Here is a 17,362-nt window from a genome sequence, read left to right as displayed (position 1 = left end):
GTCTATTTTGGGTTTGTTATGGTTATTATTTTGGTTGGTGCATCAAAAGATATCACCAAACCAGGAACGCATGCGTGAAACCACAGATCGGCTGCCACCGACATCATCCTGTGCGAACCGCATGGTAGACTCTTGCCCAAATCGATTGGCATACAGGACCAAACCTGTTGCCGTTGCAAAGCTGGGGTTAGCGATCACATCCGTCAAGCCACCAACCCCTTGGGGTAGTCCTCTACGAACAGGCTTGTTAAAGATCTCCTCAGCCAGCTCCACCATTCCTTCGGTGTTGGAAGCGCCGCCTGTCAACACAATACCTGCGGCAATCTGTTCTTCAAATCCGGAGCGCGCAATTTCACGCTGCACCAGGGTAAACAGCTCCTCGACACGGGGTTCGATAATCTCTGCCAAGATATGTCGACCCAATGAGCGGGGGGGGCGTTCACCAATGCTTGGAACTTCAATGGTCTCGTCAGGGCCCACCAAAGAGGATAGGGCACAACCAAACTTACGCTTAAGCTGTTCGGCCTCACGCGTCGGTGTACGCAGACCAACCGCAATATCGTTGGTCATGTGGTCACCACCAATCGCCAGTACGGCTGTGTGCTTGATATGACCATCGGCATAGATCGCAATATCTGCCGTACCACCACCAATATCCAACAAGCAGCAACCCAGCTCTTTTTCATCATCGGTCAAGCAGGCTTCTGCAGAAGCGAGCTGTTCCAAAATGATATCACCAACATCCAAGCCACAACGGTTGGCACATTTTACAATATTTTGAGCCGATGCCACTGCACCGGTGACCAAATGCACCCGAGCCTCTAAACGCACACCCGCCATGCCAAGTGGGTCTTTAATGCCCTCTTGGGCATCCAACACAAACTCTTGTGGAATGACATGAAGAATTTCACGATCCATAGGAATGGATTGGGCCCGCGCAGCATCCAGTACACGCTGGATATCTGTAGCATGGACTTCATTATCTTTTGTCGCAACAACCCCTTCCGAGTTATTGCTGGCGATATGTGCACCGGCGATACCCGCATAGACCATGCGGATCTCAACACCGGCCATCATCTCAGCTTCTTCCACCGCCATGCGGATGCTCTCCACGGTGGAATCGATATCGATCACCACACCTTTGCGAAGACCCCGCGAAGGGTGGGTGCCAAGGCCGATAATATCCAGACGGCCATCGGGTTGCACATCTGCGACAATGCAGCAGATTTTTGTGGTACCGATATCCAGTCCGATAATCAGGTTTTGGTCATGCTTGGCCATAATACCTTAGCCCGGTTTTGCCGTCGTTAACTGCGTTCTGTTGATGTCTGAAGTGTCTGTTAAGACCAAACAACAACCCTGTTTACTGCCTCATTTGACCAGTTAGGTCTGAGGTTTAACTACTGCCCGCCCGGTGACCCGAAGGTCAATCTGACGAATGCTGCGTTTTAAAATACTGTAGCGGTCCTGCAGTACTTTGAGCTTTGCGAGCTCTTCATCCATACGGGCCGAGTGCAACAACTTTACGCCCTTACGGGTGTAAAGTACCCAACGCCCACCCGGCAAACCCACCGCTTCAGAGAGTCGCTGATAGATCCACTGATTACGCTGTAAACGTTCCACCAGCCAGCGAATCAAAATCGGCTTTTCCGACTCTGGTGCATAATCCACGGTCACAACAGGCAGTGGCATAGGATCACCAATGGTCAACGGTTTGATGCGTTCACCCCGTTGATCCACCAGATAGAGTTGCTCCCCTTTTTTGGTCATGCATAAAGGAGTTTTCTCTTCCAGCTCAATAACCACCATGCCAGGGAAAATACGCTCAACACGCGCATTTCGTACCCATGGATAGGCCAGCAGCTGCTTACGCAGTTGTTTGGGGTGAACCGTCAGCAGATTAACAGGCTGATCCAACCCTAAATCTTTTATGAGTTGAGCGACATCGGTGTGCTTGTTGCCAAGAACACGGACATCCTCCAGGGGAAAGCGTCCAGGTGCATGCAGGGTCTGCCAACCCCAACCGAACCCGACAAGGAGAAGTACTGCCAGTAACGCTCCCTTGATTTTTTTTGGGTTCATACAGTGTGACCCAATCTTTTTTAACCGTACGTAAGGTCATTACGCAACGGATGTTGCCAGATTTTTATTTTAAATGCGCACCGTGGAGCATGCGCTCTGCTAGTTGAGGAACCTCAAGACCCGCTGCCCGGGCTGCTTTGGGTGCCAAACTGTTCTCTGTCATGCCAGGGATGGTGTTTAACTCTAACAACCACGGTGTTCCCTCAGCATCCAGGATGAAATCCGCCCGTACGAGCCCGCGACAGCCGGTGATATAGTAGGCAGCTAAGCCCATTTTCACAACCGTCTCTGTGGTCTCTTCATCCAGATTAGGGGCAGGGACCAAATAATCGGTCATACCTGCGGTATACTTACTTTTAAAGTCGTAAAAGCCCTGTTTAGGCACAATCTCAATGATGGGAAAAGCTTCACCATCTAAGATCGTCAAGGTTAACTCACGTCCCTCAATGGCGCGTTCAACCATGCACCGGCGAGAGACGGTGAGTGCTTTCGCGACACCGCGAATGAGATCATCTTTACTTTCAGTCCGGCTAATGCCAACGCTGGAGCCTGAATCAAGCGGCTTAACAAAAGCCGTGCCGGGGAAATCGCCCAGGAAATTGTCGACCAGTTCGTCGGCTTCTTCATGGTCACCGGCCAGCTCAACCCAGGCGGGTGTTGGTAAACCTTCGCTATGAAACAGGCGCTTTGTCAGCCCTTTATCCATGCAGATGGCCGAAGCTGTCACGTTTGGACCGGTATAGGGAATGCCCATGAGTTCCAGCAAACCTTGAACGGTGCCATCTTCCCCCATCGGACCGTGCAGGGCCAATACGGCCACTTCAATACCTTCGGTCTCAAGGACGCGGGCCAGGTCACGACCGACATCAATGGCAACAACATCATATTCGAGGGAGGCCAAGGCATCATAAAGGGTCTGGCCGCTCTTTAGGCTTACTTCGCGCTCATCGGAAAGGCCACCGTAGAGCACACCAATTTTTTTAAGTTTCCAATCCATGGTGTCTCTCAGCGCTTTCCAAAATGGGGTGTGCCAACGTCAAATGCCCGCTTGATGGCAGCCTGTTGGCCGCAGCGGGTATCGCACGTGCTTAATGTAGATGTGGAGTGCGTGCTCAACAATTCTACTCTTGCCAAAGGTGGACAAACCCAAAAAAACAGACTCATCCCTCGGTCTCTTTGTAGAAACCATCTGGTCTGAGAATGCCGATTTCCAGTGTCATTTTGACACCAGATTGCTGCGCCACCCGGGTTCTGGCCAGCTCAATTAGTTCCTCCATGTGCGTGGAGGAGGCTGCGCCCAGGTTGACGAAAAAGTTGCTGTGCTTTTCGGAAATTTGCGCATCACCAATACGGTGGCCGCGCAGTCCCGCTGCATTAATCAGCTTCCAGGCCGCTTCCCCAGGAGGGTTGCGGAAAATGCTGCCAGCTGAGGGATACCTCAACGGCTGTGCCTGGGTCCGTTTTTGGTTGTTGGCCCGCATCTGCGCCTTAATGGTCTCTTCATTGCCCTGGGTTAACTGAAACCGGGCAGAGATGAAAACCCATCCTGTGGGTAGGTCGCAATGGCGGTATGCCAAACCAAGTTCTTGACTATTTCGTGTGTGCAGATTGCCATCCGCATCCATCAGTTGTGCATCAAGCAGAACGCTTTTGATGTCTCCACCATAGGCTCCTGCATTCATGCGTAGCGCACCGCCGATAGAGCCAGGTATACCCGCCATAAAGGCGAGACCTGATAACCCGTTCTTTCGCGCCACATGGGCGGTTTTACGGGTAGGGGCTCCAGCACCGACACGCAAGATACCGCCATGGGTATCCTGATGTTCAACTTCGATGGCATTGAGGGTATGGGTCAAATCGACCACCACGCCATGAAACCCGCAATCATCCACCAGGAGGTTGCTTCCCCCTCCAAGAATGAACCGAGGAAGGTCCCTCGGCCAGGTGCGGTAGAGCCGGCTTAGTTCACCTGGACCACTCGGTCGCACGAGCCATCGTGCGTTGCCTCCGATTTTTAGTGTGGTCATAGGTGCCAGCGGCACTTCTTCCAGCGTGGCTATGTTAAGGTCGGAAAAGGGCCCGTGACTTCCCATCATCCGTTTGCCACCTCGCTTGATACTTTAAACCAAAACAACCCCTGCTCGAAGGGGGATTAGTGCTCTAGACTGTTTTTTTTTGTAACAAGCGGAAAAGATAGCCATTAAAATAACATTCACATCAGTGAATATGCGTTATGAATGGTCGCTATTTCTGAGACTTACTCACTTGCTTGTTTTTTCCAACCATCCGCAAAGGCGTGTGCACGTCGGCTGATATCGCCAGCTCCTAAAAAGACGACGACATCATTCGGTTGGAGTTTTCCTTCTAAATCCAACCCCCAACGCTCATCATCCGCCAGTAGGGCGACATCCCCTTCTGTGTGTCGACGTATGCCCACAACAAGCACCATGGCCCCCTGTTCACCGAGGGGTCCTTCAGGGGGCTGCTCTCCCGCACGAAAAATTTCATCCACCAAGATCAGATCGGCATTTTTGAAACAGCGGAAAAATTCATGCATATGATCCAAAACACGGCTGTAACGGTGGGGTTGAAAGACGGCAACAACCCGCTTGTCTGGATACCCTTTACGCACCGCCTCCATGGTTGCTTCAATCTCTACCGGATGGTGGGCGTAGTCGTCAATAATGGTGATGGTGGATTCTTGATGGAGCAAGTCAAAGCGACGTTGCACACCGCCAAAGCGTGAGAGAGCTTGAGCGCATCGATCCCAGGGGACTTCCAGCTCCATGGCGACCGCCAGTGCCGCCAGTGTATTGGAGACATTATGACAGCCCGGCATGTTGAGGGTGATGATGCCTAAACTGTGACTCTGAACGCCGTCTGGATGGTGGCGGTCATGGCGAATGACTTCAAAGTGGGTGGCAATGCCCTCTTGCCGGATATTAACAGCTTGCAGATCTACTTGGTCGGTCAGACCATAGCTGATAATGCGTTTGTCCAACATCTCTTCCGCCAGTAGGTTGACCTCAGGGTGGTCACCGCACAAGACGGCCAACCCATAAAAGGGAATTTTGGCGACAAATTCGCGGAACGCATCCCTTACGGCATCAAAGGTGCCGTAGTGGCTCATATGCTCCGGGTCCATATTGGTCACAACCGCAATGGTCGGTGAGAGTTTCAAAAAAGAGCCATCACTCTCATCAGCTTCAGTCACCAAAAAAGCGCCCTGACCTAAGCGGGCATTGCTCCCTAGCGATTTTACAATACCACCGTTCACTACGGTGGGGTCCATATCTGCACTATCCAAGAGGGTGGCGACAAGAGAGGTGGTGGTGGTTTTGCCATGGGTGCCCGCGATGGCGATGCCATATTTTAAACGCATCAGCTCAGCCAGCATCTCCGCACGGGGAACAATGGGAATGCGTTGTGCCCGCGCGGCCACTACCTCGGGGTTGTCAGCTTTAACGGCGGATGAGGTCACAACGGCATCCGCGCCCTCAATGGCATCTGCCGTATGACCCTGTTGGATCACCGCACCTTGGTTGCGCAAACGCACAACATTGGCGTTCTCGGACAGGTCAGAGCCGCTGACTCGGTAGCCCAGGTTCAGCAAAACTTCGGCAATCCCGCTCATGCCGATGCCACCAATGCCCACAAAGTGGATATGTTGAATCTTGGGATACACCGATCTTCCCCCCCCAGCAAAAGGGTGCCCTGGTAGGGAACCCGCTGCAGACTGTATACACAGTCCGTTATACATATAATCAGATCATGGTCTCTAACAGATCAGCAATGGTGCGATCTGCTTCAGTCCTGGCCTGGCGTCGGGCATTGTTGCCCGTCGTTTTCAGTTGTGAAGGTTCCATGATCAAGGATGTGATAAACGCCTGTAGCCATGGGACATCCAGTTTTTCTTGACGACGTAACCACCCCGCTTGGTGATTGCTCAGTGCAGCGGCATTGGCGGCTTGATGATCATCCGCCGCATGTGGGTAGGGCACCATAATCGCTGGGCGACCCGTTGCCGCAAGTTCAGCCACCGAGGTTGCGCCACTGCGGCAGATAACTAAATCAGCCTGAGCATAGGCCGATGCCATATCTTCAATAAAAGGCGAGGCAACGGCTTGAATGCCCATCGTAGCGTAACGGCTTTGCAAGGCTTGGGGGTCTTCCCCTCGCACCTGCTGGGTGACCTCAATGGGCGCACCATTTTCTGCCAACGGCGAGAGCGCTTCAGGAACCATTTCCGAAAAAATGGAAGCACCTTGGCTCCCCCCAAACACCAAAATACGAAAAGGGCGTTCTGTACTAAACGTTTTGGGGATGACCAGGTCAGGCACCTGGGTTAAGCTCTGGCGCACAGGGTTACCTGTAAAGGCGCAGGATTTTCCCTCAAACTGTTCGCAGACACCTTCAAAGCTCACCATTACCTTGCCGGCCAGGCGGCTCAATAGGCGGTTGGTCAACCCTGCGCGGGCATTTTGTTCATGCAGAGCCATGGGAATACCCAACAGCTTGGCTGCCATCATCGCGGGCGCAGAGGCGTAACCCCCAACCCCGAGCACGACGTGAGGATTGTAGCGTTTAAGAATGGTTCTGGCTTGCCATATGGCGGGGAGTAAACCCAAAACCGTCAGCAGTTTGTGGCTTAGACCTTTGCCCTTAAGTTGGCCAACCGTCAGGCTGTCTAGCGTATAACCTGCCTCGGGAACCAGGCGATTTTCCAAGCCTTTTGTGCCCCCAATAAAATGGACTGACCCAGGCCCATGTCTCTCCTGCCATTGTGCAGCCACCGCCAGTGCAGGGAACAGATGCCCCCCTGTGCCACCACCCGTAATCAGCAGACGTTTTGCCGTATCAGTCATGCTATACCGCCGCAGGTGAACGGTTGGGGTCTTTAGGTAGGGTGCGCGAGAAAGCGAGCAGCAGTCCAATGGCGCCTAGAGTAATAATCATGGAAGAACCTCCATAACTGACCATGGGGAGCGTCAAACCTTTAGGGGGTAGCAACCCCATAACCACTCCCATATTGGCCAAACTTTGAGAGCCAATCAACATGCCCAGGCCCGCGGCCGATAGCGAGACAAAACGAACCTCACTGTTACGGGCGATCCGAAAGGCCCGCCAGACCAGTAGAGCAAAGAGTGCAATGATCAGTAGTACCGCAGCCAAGCCGAGCTCTTCGCCAATAACCGCAAAAATAAAGTCAGTGTGAGACTCTGGCAAGTAAAACTGTTTTTGCTGGCCTTCGCCCAAGCCGGTACCACCCAGGCCTCCGTTACCAAAGGCGAGTAGCGATTGCACCAACTGAAAATCGGTTCCCAGAGGATCGTCCCACGGGTCTAAAAATGACATAACCCGTTTTAGGCGATAAGGGGCCATCATGACACCAATCGCTGCAGCAGGCAGTGTGGTGGCCAGCATGGTCAAAATCCAACCAATGCGAATACCGGCCACAAAGATCATGCCCAGCATAACCGCACCCACGGTCAGGGTGGCGCCAAAGTCGGGCTCCGCCATCAGCAAAGTCGCAGCGATGGAGAAGAGTGCAATGAGTGGCAGCAGGCCGCCCTTGATGCGGTTGACCCGTTCAGGGTCTGCCGTAAGGAGGTGGGCAACGTAGAGAACCATGGCTACTTTAAAAGGCTCGGATGGCTGCACATTGATAAAGCCCAGGTCCAGCCAGCGCTGTGCGCCACCACCTGCACGACCAATACCGGGTATAAGGACCAAAACCAAGAGTAGCAGGCAGATCCAAAAGCCAATACGGCCCAGGGTACGGATGGTCTCTAGCGGCATACGGGCTAACGTCACCATAAGGACTAAGCCGATACCCGCATAGATCATATTGCGGATGGCAAAGTGTGTGGGATCGCCATAGAGGCGTAGCGACATGGGGGATGAGGCGGAAAAAACCATCACCAGCCCGGTCGTCACTAAAATCATTGCAATAACGGCAATGAGAAGATCATAGGGTTGATTGCGTAAATCCATGATGCAAACCCGTTAACAACGTGCTTCCGTGCACTTTTTTTGGAGGGATGAGGCGTCGCGTCTTCGGCTATGTTAAGGACGTCAATGCCTCAACCGCTTGGCAAAATCGTCTACCACGATCCTCGAAATTGCGGAACATGTCAAAGGATGCACATGCCGGAGAGAGTAAAACTGTCTCTCCACGATGGGCCAACCTCTGTGCTGTCGTCACCGCATCTTCCATGGAACCGGCCCGATGAATAGGGGTATCCCCTTCAAAAAGTGCGGCCATTTCTTCCGTCGCATCCCCAATTAAGATCAGATGACGGGCATGTTTTTTAAGCAGTGGTTTTAGCGGTGCAAAATTGGTCTGTTTGGCTTTACCACCCGCAATAAGCACCACGCCACCTGGAAAAGAGGCTAAAGCCTCCATCACAGCGCCAACATTTGTGCCTTTGGAATCATTAATATAGGCAATGCCGTCTAGTTCGCGTACCCATGCCATGCGGTGCTCTAAACCAGGAAACTGGGTAAGTACGTGACGGATATCCTCATGGCACGCACCAGCCTCCAGCGCAATGGCTGCTGCCGCAGCGGCATTGGCATGGTTGCAGCGGCCATAAATACGCATCTCTTCTAAGGCAATAATGGGCTGGGGGGCCTCAGTCATCTGTCGGTGATCCCATAACTGCCCATCGTGCACATACACACCGCCAGCGACGGCTTTTTTTACCGAGAAGGGAATAACCCTGGGTGCCGAAGGGTGGCCTAAAATATCCCGGATAGGGTCCAGCGCTGGATCATCCGCATTGATAACGGCTCGATCTCGCTGGGTTTGGCGTTGAAAAATACGTGCTTTGGCCCGTAGGTAGCCTTGCAGCCCATCGTAACGGTCTAAATGATCGTCAGAAAGATTCAATAAAGCCGCGACGCGGGGCTGGAACCCTTCAATGCTCTCCAGTTGAAAAGAGGAGAGTTCCAGGACGTAACGCTCAACCGAAGGGGCCCAAAGAGAGAGCGCGGCCTGCCCCAAATTACCACCGGTACGTGTGAGCCCAGCTAGACGATCCAGCATTAAGCCCACCAGGGTGGTGACGGTAGATTTACCGTTTGTACCGGTAATGCCGACAAACTCAGCATGTTCGCTTTGTCGAAACAGCAGCTCAATATCATTAATGACAGGAACACCGGCCTGAATGGCCTCCTGTATCGCTGGATGAGCGCGGGGAACACCTGGAGAGAGGTAGATCTCTTTACACTGGGCCAGGGTAGGGCCATGCAAGGGTTCAAAACGGCTGGTGACCTGTGGCTGTTCAGCCAAGATCGCGTCGCGCCCCGCAGCGGCTCCTTCATCCCAGGCCAAAATGGCAAGGTTCTGACGGGCCAAAAACGCAACCGTCGCCATGCCGCTGCCACCCAAACCGATGACGCAGCGTGAAGGTAAGGCGCTCATTTAACGTACCTTCAGGGTGGCCAAACCAATAAGGGCCAGAATAATAGAGATAATCCAAAAGCGCACAATGATCTTAGGCTCTGCCCACCCTTTTAGCTCAAAGTGGTGATGCAGCGGGGCCATGCGAAAAACCCGCTTGCCGATAAGCTTAAAAGAGGCCACCTGAATAATGACCGATAAGGTTTCAATTACAAAAACCCCACCAATAATGGCCAGTACAATTTCATGTTGTGTCATGAGGGCCACGCTACCTAAAGCGGCGCCCAGTGCCAGTGCACCGACATCCCCCATAAAGACTTGGGCGGGATAGGTGTTGAACCAGAGAAAGCCCAATGCTGCACCCACCATGGCTCCACAGAAAATAGCCAGTTCGCTGGCCCCAGGAATAAAAGGAATCCCCAGGTAGTTGGCAAAGTTGTAGTGGCCTGCGGCATGGGAAATAAGTGCAAAAGCGGCGGCTGTAAACATGGCGGGGCCAATGGCCAGGCCATCCAGGCCATCGGTTAAATTGACAGCATTACCACACCCCACCACCACAATCACGGCAAAGGGAACGAACCACATGCCCAGGTCAATGACCAGATCTTTAAAGAGAGGGAAGGCGAGTTTGCCAAAAACTTCTGGATTTACATGAAGTTTTAGTGCTAAGGCAATGCCAACAACAATCAATGTTTGAAGGATAAAACGGGTGCGCCCTGGCACCCCTTTGGGATTTCTATGGATCAGTTTAACCGCATCATCCCAAAAGCCAATGGCACCAAAACCAAAGGTGGCCAGTAGCGTAAGCCACACATAGGGGTTGGTTAACTTGGCCCATAACAGGGTAGCAACCAAAACAGCAATTAAGATAAGCGTGCCACCCATGGTGGGGGTGCCTGCTTTTTCAATAATATGCCGTTCGGGGCCATCTTGTCGGATGGGCTGACCCGTGCTTTGTAAGGATTGCAGCTTACGAATAAGCCATGGTCCTAGCATAAAAGAGATCAGCAAGGCGGTAAGAATCGCCATGATGGTGCGAAAGGTGACGTACTGAAACAGGTTGAAGACGGTCCATGTCTCATGCAGAGGGTAGAGCAGATGATAAAACATGCTTTAGCCAACCTGTTCTATTCAAAGGTATCTATTAAGATTTTAGGGTGTCAACTACGCGCTCCATGCGCATACCGCGGGAACCTTTGATCAGCACCGCATCCCCTTCGCCCACACATTGTGCCAGATCATCGGCCAATGCCACAGGGTCGGTGTTGTGAAAAACGCGTATCCCTGGTGCTTTTTCCAACTCTTGCTTTAGAGCGTGCATCTGGGGGCCAGCCAAAAAAACCCGCTGAACATCATGGGCCACCAAATCTTCAGCCAAACCCGCATGGAGTTGTTCGGTGCTCTGTCCCAGCTCTAGCATATCGCCCAGTACCGCAAGGCGATGATCTTTTGGTGCCATTTGGGCCAGAGCTTCAATGGCTGCTTTAACGGCCCCAGCATTGGCGTTGTAGGTGTCGTTAAGAATACGACAGCCATGCCTGCCTTTAAGCACATTACCGCGGCCTGATTGCAGTTTAAAACCGTTAAGGCCTGCAGCCATATCGGCCATTTCAACGCCAGAGGCATAGGCTGCAGCGCAGGCTGCTACGGCATTTTGCCAAAGGTAGGCGCCAAAGCCGGGCAGGGTAACCTCAAACTGTTGCCGGTTGGGCAGTGTGATCAGGCTCTGCATGCCAGTATCACGCAGTGTCGGGGGCGTAAAGGTGATATCGGCACCGCTGTTGTCGATGCCAAAGGTCAAGATCGTGCAGGAAGCTTTGGAGCGTAGCGTGGAAAAATGCTCATCCCCGATGGGGAGAATGGCCGTGCCATGATTTGGCAGCGCTTCGATCAGCTCCCCTTTGGCGTGGGCAATGGCAACCAGTGCGCTCTGTAGTGTTCCATCTCCAAACCCTTCCACATGCGCAGGCATAATGTTGGTGACGATACCAACCTGCGGCTGAGCGATTTGGGCTAAGTGGGTGATCTCATCGGCGGCACTCATTCCCATCTCAATCACAAGGTGGGTGCGATCCTGGGCGGTGTTGAGCAGGGTTAACGGCACGCCAATGTGGTTGTTTAAGTTGCCGCGGGTGATGCCGGTCCGATAACGGTGGCTAAGAATGAGCCCCAGCATCTCTTTGACGGTGGTTTTCCCCGATGAGCCGGTTATGCCTACTGTATGGGCGTTCAGTTGTTGCCGCCAAGCTTTGGCCAGCTGTGTCATGGCCGTCAGGGTATCTGGGACTTCCCAGGCTGGGATCGGTAGAGGGTGTTCTGGTAGTTGACTGCAGATAATCCCCGAAGCTCCCGCAGAAACAGCCTGATTTAAAAAGAGGTTTGCATTAAAATTAGGCCCTGAGAGCGCCACAAATAGAGCGCCAGATTGGAGGGTTCGGGTATCACTAGACAGGCTGTGAAATCCCACCGGAAGGGCGCCATCGGTGGCATCCAGACGTCTGGCTTGTAACGTACCTTCCAGCAGAGCCGTTGTGATCAATGGCTATGCTCCTGACGCATAGCGGCGCGACCTTTAAGCGCCTGACGGGCCATCTGTGAATCATTAAAGGGGCTTGCACCATTGGGGCCTACTTGGGTCTGTTCATGCCCTTTTCCTGCAATGACAACGGTATCGCCATCTTGAGCGTTGACGATGGCGTATGTGATGGCATCGCCGCGATCTTCCATCTCTTGTACATTGCGGTTTCGGCAGCCCCGCATAATTTGACGACGGATCTCGGCAGGATCTTCACTGCGTGGGTTGTCGTCCGTCACAATGGGAAAGTGTGAAAGGCGCCCTGCGCACTCCCCCATATGTGGGCGTTTTCCCTGATCCTTATCACCACCGCAACCAAACACAACCCATAGTTTGCCACGGGTCAGGGGGCGAAGGCTGGAAAGTAAACGGTCCAGCGCGTCGGGTGTATGGGCAAAGTCGACAAGAACCGAAAAGGCCTGCCCTTCTTGAATATGCTCTACCCGGCCTGTTACAGACTGGAAGCGGTTTAATCCTTCAGCAACAGTTTCCAGGTTTAAACCGATGCCCAGACAGGCCGCAGCGGCGGCCAATGCGTTGTCGAGATTAAAGCGGCCAGGGATTTTTAGGTCGACTGGTGCAGCGTTGTTTTTCTGCTGAATAATAAACTTGGTGCCATTAATGGCCGCTTGAATCTGTTTGGCATACACACCTTGGCGGGCAACCCGACCATAATTTTGTACCGCGACCCCTTGCTCCCGACAGATGGCATTGAGTGCCTGCGCGTGTGCGTCAGAAGCGGGTAGTAGAGCCAGTTTGGGGTGGTGTTCACGGAACAGCTTGGCCTTGGCCTGAAAATAGGCGCCCATATCACCATGGTAGTCCAGGTGGTCTCGACTGAGGTTGGTAAAGAGCGCAACCTCAGGCTCAATGCCAGCCAGACGATGTTGATCAAGGGCGTGAGATGAAGCCTCCATGACCAGCCATTCACACCCCTGTGAGACCATTTCAGCCAAAAGGCTGTAGAGCGTAATGGCATCTGGTGTGGTGTGGGTGGTTGGTTGCATCTGGCCATTAATATCAATACCAATGGTGTTCACCAGCCCTACTTTAGCGCCACTGTGACGTAAAATGGTGGTACACATGGCTGCGACCGTGCTTTTGCCATTGGTGCCGGTTATGGCAATGGCTTTAAGCTTTTTTTGGGGGTACCCATAAAAGGCCGATGCTAGATAGGCCAAAATGCGTCTGGGGTCTGGATGGATCAGTTGAGGGATGTCAGGAGAGAGGTTGGTGGTGCCATCATGTAAAATGGCTGAAGCACCTAACTCCAGGGCTTGATCAATATAGTTCCGTCCATCCGCCTGACTGCCTGTTATAGCGGCAAACAGGGTGCCGGGTTCGCAGGTACGGGAGTCATTGCTCAACTGAACAATGGAGGTTTGTGCCTCCCCTGTCATGTTGAGTTGCTCAATTTCCGAGGTGAGGCTTGCCAAAGTATGGGTCATATATTTATTGCAGCTTGAGGCGAATTTGCCCCTGCTCCACCTCTTCCACCAGTTGAACCTTGCCGGATCCTGAGACCAGTGGAATGGTCTCCTTACGTGTAAAGACCTGCAGCGCATTGGCTAAGCTGGTGTTCTTCACGTCACTGGGATCTTTGGTGTCACGACCGGGTTTGAAAACATACCCATCAATGGGCGGTAGTTTCATCTTTTTGCGTTCTTTGTCGGCTTCGGGCAGTACGGCTAACAAGGGTAGAACCTCTTCTGCAATCTCTTGAAAGACGGGAGCTGCAACCTGGCCACCGTAGTAGCGCTTGCCCTGAGGCTCATCAATACTCACATAGATAACCAACTGGGGGGTTTGAGCAGGAACAAAGCCCACAAATGAGGAGAAGTAGCGGCGGTCATACCCTTGGTTTTTAGGGCCTGCCTTACGGGCGGTGCCTGTTTTACCTGCCACTGTGTAGCCCTCAACCGCTGCTTTGGGGGCGGTGCCGTTGGGGTCGACAACCCCTTTGAGGATGGTACGCATCATTTTGGAGGTCGACGCGTTGATCACCCGCTCTGGCTTGGAGGGTTCGGCCAGTAGTGGATGCCCTTTAACCACCTGACGTGCCACCAAACGAGGGGGGTAGAGCAAGCCACCATTGACCACAGAAGCGGCTGCCGTTGCCAGCTGTAGGGGGGTGGCCGTAATGCCATACCCGTATGAACGGCTGGCAAGACCCACCTTGCGATACTGACTGACGTCGGGAATGCGCCCTCGTGCTTCATAGGGGAGTTCCACGCCGGTCCCTGAGCCAAAGCCAAACCGTTGTAGATAGGCTTCTTGAGCTTCCAGTCCTGTCATTAGACCAATTTTAGCCGCACCAATGTTTGAGCTTTTTTGTAGGACTTGAGCCACGGTTAAAATTTTATGGCGCTTAAAGTCCCGTACGGTACGGTCGGCCACCCGAAAACGACCATTCTCGGCATTAATCAAACGGTCTGGGGTGATGATGTTTTTATCCAGCGCCGCAGCAACCGTAAAGATTTTAAACGTTGAACCCGGTTCATACGTATCCATAATCGCCCGGTTACGGCGTTGGTGATCTTGGCTGTGGCGTAAATTGTTGGGGTTATAGCTGGGCTGGTTGACCAGAGCCAGAATTTCCCCATTGTTGGGGTTCATCACCACCACTGTGCCGGCTTTGGCGTTGGTGCTGCGTACCGATTTTAACAGTGCGCGGTAGGCGATATACTGAATGTTGGCATCAATGGTCAGCACCAAATCTGTCCCGGGCTTGGCTCTCTCTAGTGAGGTGCCTCCAGGCATAACACGGCCTAGACGATCACGGACAATCAGGCGGGTGCCAGCCTTGCCTTTAAGGTGATCGTCAAAGGCTCCCTCCATGCCCTCTTTGCCTTTTCCCTCAAAATTGGTGTAACCCACGACGTGTGCCGTGACCTCACCCATGGGGTAAACCCGTTTGGATTCCGGCAGGAAAAAGACCTCATCCAAATCCATTTTGCTGATTTTGAGGGCCTCTTTAGGGGGGATCTGTCGTTTGATGACAGGGAAGGTGCCAGGTTTGGCTTTGCGTAATTTTTTGGTCAACTTCTCTTTAGACATGCCCAGGTGCTGGTGCAGCATGTTGGCCAGGTGGTCAACATCCTGTATACGGCTGGCATCCACAGATAGGGTCTTCATGGGCAGGCTGATGCCCAATGTTCGCCCATGGCGGTCTAAAATTAACCCACGGTTGGCGGGTACCGGAATACGCCTTTCGTGCTGCTGTTCGGCCATGGCACGCAGCTCTGGACCTTGCAGGATGAACAGGTCTACCGCACGAACAGCCAAGATGACAAAGGCCAGTAAAAAAAGGCCAATGATTAGATCTAGGCGATTTTTAGGCAAGCTGAGTAGCAATTCACTGCCGCGTCCCTGGCCTTTCCAAGACATCCCTGTGCGGGCGCTGTTCTCTCCCTCAGCCTGTTTATTATTGGCAGAGAGAAATCCCAAGAGACCTTTTTGGCCCGTGCGGCGGCGATTGGTGTTTTTAGGGCTTCGGTTCATGGCTTGATCACTCGCCATTGATCGGGGCGGGGGGGGCGCATGTTCAGCTTCTCACGGGCGTCCCGTTCCACATCGTTCAGGTTATTGCGGTATACCCACTCCATCTGCAGGGCATTCTCTTCATCAAGCAGATGCAGATAGTTTTTTTCCGCTGTTCGTAGCTCCCGGTGCACCGACTGCATGCCGTTGCGGGAGGAGACGATCGCGACGCCGGAGATGATTAAAACCATCGCCAAAACCGTATTGAGAATCCAACCAGTGATTTTCATCAATCGCAGCTCCGTAAGCGATTGTCGGGGTTAAGCGCGTTTTTGTGCCACACGCAACTTGGCACTGCGGGCACGAGCGTTCTGTTCAATTTCCGCGTCAGACGGCAGCATCGGTTTATTATTAATCAGTTTCAGTGTTGCCTTAGGGCGATGTGCCTCAGCAATGGGTAAACCACGTAAAACAGGATCTTCTGGCGGTTTGGCGCCATCCTTAAAGAGCCGCTTAACAATGCGGTCCTCTAAAGAATGAAAACTGATCACAGCCAAACGTCCACCAGGTTTGACCCGTGTAATTAAATCCTTTAGGGCCTGTTCCAGCTGTTTGAGCTCTTCATTCACAGCAATACGCAGGCCCTGAAAAACGCGGGTTGCCGGATGAATGCGGCTGTAACCGGGTGTCATGCGGGCTATGCGTTCTGCCAGATCCAAGGTGGTTTTAAAGGGCTGCTCCTGGCGAACTTTGACCACCATACGGGCAATACGGCGTGAATGACGCTCTTCCCCATAATGGTAGAAGATATCCGCTAATGCTTCAGCATCCAAGGTATTGAGAAGATCAGCAGCGGTTGGCCCGTCTGAATCACCATCCATACGCATGTCCAGGGGACCTGCTTTGGCAAATGAAAAACCGCGTTCGGCTTGGTCCAGTTGGTGGGATGAAACGCCCAAATCCAACATAGCACCGTCCAGTTGTTCAACCTCAAGCTGGTCTAGAACCTCATGAACCTGGGCAAAAGGAGATTTAACCAGTGTAAGACGGCCTGCCATCTCATCTACCAAGGTTTGACCATTGTTGATGGCATCAGGGTCTCGATCAAGGGCAATAACCCGGCCTGTTGGTTGGCTCTGTTGCAATAGAAGGCGGGTGTGGCCACCGCCACCAAAGGTGCCATCCAAATAGCAGCCACCATCAACAGGCGCCAGGGCCTCGACGGTTTCATGCAGTAGCACTGTGGTGTGTTGAAAAGACATGCAGCCATCCATGGCAAACGGTGTGCCTGGGTTAAAGCAGGCAAGTGTTTAGTAAATAGAGTATACGGTGTGAAATCAATTAAAGGGCCGAAGCGGGTCTGTAAGCCGGGTTTTGTCCCACACCCTGTTCCCAATAGGGGTGACGGTAATCATTCATCTAGGGCCTCTGTTGCCAAAGGTCTCAAGCAGCCTACCCGGGATGTCAAGCATCCCCTATTTGGCCTTGCTCCAGGTGGGGTTTACCATGCCATGGTTGTTACCAACACACGCGGTGCGCTCTTACCGCACCCTTTCACCCTTACCGGCAGATACAATCCTGGCCGGCGGTCTACTCTCTGTGGCACTGTCCCTGGGGTTGCCCCCGCCGGGTGTTACCCGGCACCTTTTTACGGAGCCCGGACTTTCCTCCCGTGTTTCCGAAGAAACACCGGCGATTACCCAACCCGCATTCGGAGGCAACGCTCACACGTTACCTTCTACTATTATGGCACAGCAGTAGGTGGTATGCCATGTATGGTGATTTGCGCATGTACCCTGCTGGTAACCCCGTTACACCGA

The 17,362-nt window shown here is 53.0% G+C and carries 14 protein-coding genes and 1 other RNA gene; all 15 read right to left on the bottom strand.

Features of this window, described 5'->3' with window-relative positions; all coding sequences use genetic code 11:
* Nucleotides 1–42: 42 nt before the first annotated feature.
* Nucleotides 43–1,281: a cell division protein FtsA gene (gene ftsA, locus V5T57_RS12200; RefSeq protein WP_332891495.1), complete on the bottom strand. Its 1,239-nt coding sequence runs from the start codon at nucleotides 1,279–1,281 to the stop codon at nucleotides 43–45.
* A 102-nt stretch (nucleotides 1,282–1,383) separates the two neighbouring features.
* Nucleotides 1,384–2,082 (bottom strand): cell division protein FtsQ/DivIB, encoded by a 699-nt coding sequence (locus V5T57_RS12195; protein ID WP_332891494.1) that lies wholly within the window; start codon nucleotides 2,080–2,082, stop codon nucleotides 1,384–1,386.
* Nucleotides 2,083–2,146: 64 nt separating this feature from the next.
* Nucleotides 2,147–3,079 carry a D-alanine--D-alanine ligase family protein gene (locus V5T57_RS12190; RefSeq protein ID WP_332891493.1) on the bottom strand — a complete coding sequence of 311 codons (933 nt, stop codon included), beginning with the start codon at nucleotides 3,077–3,079 and terminating at the stop codon, nucleotides 2,147–2,149.
* A gap of 163 nt (nucleotides 3,080–3,242) precedes the next feature.
* Nucleotides 3,243–4,175: a UDP-N-acetylmuramate dehydrogenase gene (gene murB / locus V5T57_RS12185; protein WP_332891521.1), complete on the bottom strand. Its 933-nt coding sequence runs from the start codon at nucleotides 4,173–4,175 to the stop codon at nucleotides 3,243–3,245.
* Between the two features lie 164 nt (nucleotides 4,176–4,339).
* Nucleotides 4,340–5,767 (bottom strand): UDP-N-acetylmuramate--L-alanine ligase, encoded by a 1,428-nt coding sequence (murC, locus tag V5T57_RS12180; protein ID WP_332891492.1) that lies wholly within the window; start codon nucleotides 5,765–5,767, stop codon nucleotides 4,340–4,342.
* 79 nt (nucleotides 5,768–5,846) lie between these two features.
* Nucleotides 5,847–6,947: an undecaprenyldiphospho-muramoylpentapeptide beta-N-acetylglucosaminyltransferase gene (gene murG, locus V5T57_RS12175; RefSeq protein WP_332891491.1), complete on the bottom strand. Its 1,101-nt coding sequence runs from the start codon at nucleotides 6,945–6,947 to the stop codon at nucleotides 5,847–5,849.
* A 1-nt stretch (nucleotide 6,948) separates the two neighbouring features.
* Nucleotides 6,949–8,076, bottom strand: coding sequence for a putative lipid II flippase FtsW (gene ftsW, locus V5T57_RS12170; RefSeq protein ID WP_332891490.1), 1,128 nt, complete (start codon nucleotides 8,074–8,076; stop codon nucleotides 6,949–6,951).
* Between the two features lie 67 nt (nucleotides 8,077–8,143).
* A complete protein-coding gene (gene murD, locus V5T57_RS12165) occupies nucleotides 8,144–9,508 on the bottom strand; it encodes a UDP-N-acetylmuramoyl-L-alanine--D-glutamate ligase (protein WP_332891489.1) in 1,365 nt (454 codons plus the stop codon).
* Nucleotides 9,509–10,597: a phospho-N-acetylmuramoyl-pentapeptide-transferase gene (gene mraY / locus V5T57_RS12160; protein WP_332891488.1), complete on the bottom strand. Its 1,089-nt coding sequence runs from the start codon at nucleotides 10,595–10,597 to the stop codon at nucleotides 9,509–9,511. It lies immediately after the preceding gene.
* 34 nt (nucleotides 10,598–10,631) lie between these two features.
* Nucleotides 10,632–12,026 (bottom strand): UDP-N-acetylmuramoyl-tripeptide--D-alanyl-D-alanine ligase, encoded by a 1,395-nt coding sequence (locus tag V5T57_RS12155; protein ID WP_332891487.1) that lies wholly within the window; start codon nucleotides 12,024–12,026, stop codon nucleotides 10,632–10,634.
* Nucleotides 12,023–13,510, bottom strand: a complete 1,488-nt coding sequence (locus V5T57_RS12150; RefSeq protein ID WP_332891486.1) for a UDP-N-acetylmuramoyl-L-alanyl-D-glutamate--2,6-diaminopimelate ligase — start codon at nucleotides 13,508–13,510, stop codon at nucleotides 12,023–12,025. The genes V5T57_RS12155 and V5T57_RS12150 overlap by 4 nt, the downstream gene beginning before the upstream one ends.
* Before the next feature lie 4 nt (nucleotides 13,511–13,514).
* Complete coding sequence (locus V5T57_RS12145; RefSeq protein ID WP_332891485.1) at nucleotides 13,515–15,563, bottom strand: peptidoglycan D,D-transpeptidase FtsI family protein; 2,049 nt, start codon at nucleotides 15,561–15,563, stop codon at nucleotides 13,515–13,517.
* Nucleotides 15,560–15,832, bottom strand: a complete 273-nt coding sequence (gene ftsL, locus V5T57_RS12140; RefSeq protein WP_332891484.1) for a cell division protein FtsL — start codon at nucleotides 15,830–15,832, stop codon at nucleotides 15,560–15,562. The genes V5T57_RS12145 and ftsL overlap by 4 nt, the downstream gene beginning before the upstream one ends.
* A gap of 30 nt (nucleotides 15,833–15,862) precedes the next feature.
* The gene (rsmH, locus tag V5T57_RS12135) at nucleotides 15,863–16,804 is read right to left on the bottom strand and encodes a 16S rRNA (cytosine(1402)-N(4))-methyltransferase RsmH (protein WP_332891483.1); all 942 of its coding nucleotides are present in this window, start codon (nucleotides 16,802–16,804) and stop codon (nucleotides 15,863–15,865) included.
* Nucleotides 16,805–16,889: 85 nt separating this feature from the next.
* An RNA gene (gene rnpB / locus V5T57_RS12130) (RNase P RNA component class A) lies at nucleotides 16,890–17,254 on the bottom strand.
* Between the last annotated feature and the right edge of the window lie 108 nt (nucleotides 17,255–17,362).

Source organism: Magnetococcus sp. PR-3 (assembly GCF_036689865.1).
In the GTDB taxonomy this organism is placed as follows: domain Bacteria; phylum Pseudomonadota; class Magnetococcia; order Magnetococcales; family Magnetococcaceae; genus Magnetococcus.
The sequence above is the reverse complement of the archived record's forward strand: the minus strand, read 5'-3'. Positions and strand labels throughout refer to the sequence as shown.

Bases quoted from the DNA above. Each gene is read 5' to 3' on its own strand.
- ftsL (WP_332891484.1), bottom strand. From the start codon at position 15,832: ATGAAAATCACTGGTTGGATTCTCAATACGGTTTTGGCGATGGTTTTA.
- ftsW (WP_332891490.1), bottom strand. From the start codon at position 8,076: ATGGATTTACGCAATCAACCCTATGATCTTCTCATTGCCGTTATTGCA.
- murD (WP_332891489.1), bottom strand. From the start codon at position 9,508: ATGAGCGCCTTACCTTCACGCTGCGTCATCGGTTTGGGTGGCAGCGGC.
- V5T57_RS12150 (WP_332891486.1), bottom strand. From the start codon at position 13,510: ATGACCCATACTTTGGCAAGCCTCACCTCGGAAATTGAGCAACTCAAC.
- rsmH (WP_332891483.1), bottom strand. From the start codon at position 16,804: ATGTCTTTTCAACACACCACAGTGCTACTGCATGAAACCGTCGAGGCC.
- murG (WP_332891491.1), bottom strand. From the start codon at position 6,947: ATGACTGATACGGCAAAACGTCTGCTGATTACGGGTGGTGGCACAGGG.
- V5T57_RS12195 (WP_332891494.1), bottom strand. From the start codon at position 2,082: ATGAACCCAAAAAAAATCAAGGGAGCGTTACTGGCAGTACTTCTCCTT.
- murB (WP_332891521.1), bottom strand. From the start codon at position 4,175: ATGGGAAGTCACGGGCCCTTTTCCGACCTTAACATAGCCACGCTGGAA.
- V5T57_RS12190 (WP_332891493.1), bottom strand. From the start codon at position 3,079: ATGGATTGGAAACTTAAAAAAATTGGTGTGCTCTACGGTGGCCTTTCC.
- mraY (WP_332891488.1), bottom strand. From the start codon at position 10,597: ATGTTTTATCATCTGCTCTACCCTCTGCATGAGACATGGACCGTCTTC.
- ftsA (WP_332891495.1), bottom strand. From the start codon at position 1,281: ATGGCCAAGCATGACCAAAACCTGATTATCGGACTGGATATCGGTACC.
- V5T57_RS12145 (WP_332891485.1), bottom strand. From the start codon at position 15,563: ATGAACCGAAGCCCTAAAAACACCAATCGCCGCCGCACGGGCCAAAAA.